1 protein-coding gene is annotated in these 681 nt (G+C 58.0%); it reads right to left on the bottom strand.

The window, feature by feature from the left end:
- Window positions 1-132 precede the first annotated feature (132 nt).
- Window positions 133-681, bottom strand: a 549-nt coding sequence (locus ACR0EL_RS22380; protein WP_480502341.1) for an ABC transporter ATP-binding protein, incomplete at its 5' end; no start/stop codon positions are given.

The raw sequence follows: 681 nt of genomic DNA, 5'->3' as shown, positions 1-681 counted from the left end.
GAATCAGATCCGCCAGCTTTTCTTCTGGCAATTCCTCGGGTATCCAATCGGTCTGGGCGGCCCAGGTCGCGATGATGCGCGCGCAATCCCCCACATCTTCGCGGGATGCCCGCCTGATGCCTTTATCCGCCATCACACATCATCCCCATGACCCGCTCGCAATCCTTCTCGCACGCGGTGGGCGACTTCGATAAACTCGGGCGTATCACGGATATCCAAAGGCCGCTCTTTCGGCAGAGGGCTATCGATCACATCCGTGATCCGGCCGGGCCGAGGGCTCATTACCACGATTTTGGTGCTGAGATACACCGCTTCGGGGATCGAATGTGTCACGAAACCGATGGTCTTCTCGGTGCGCGCCCATAATGCCAGAAGCTGTTCGTTCAGATGGTCGCGCACGATCTCATCGAGCGCACCGAACGGCTCGTCCATCAGCAGAATATCCGCATCAAATGCCAAGGCCCGCGCGATACTGGCCCGCTGTTGCATCCCGCCCGAGAGCTGCCAGGGGAACTTACCGCCAAATCCATCAAGATCAACAAGTTCCAGAACCTTTCTAACGCGTTCCTCCTGCTCGGAGGAGGAATAGCCCATGATCTCAAGCGGCAGCTTGATGTTCTTTGCAATGGTCCGCCACGGGTAGAGCCCGGCCGCCTGAAACACATACCCATAAGCGCGCTT

Source organism: Ruegeria sp. AH12, from assembly GCF_056541465.1.
Note: the sequence above shows the minus strand (reverse complement) of the source record. Positions and strands in the feature narration are given on the sequence as shown.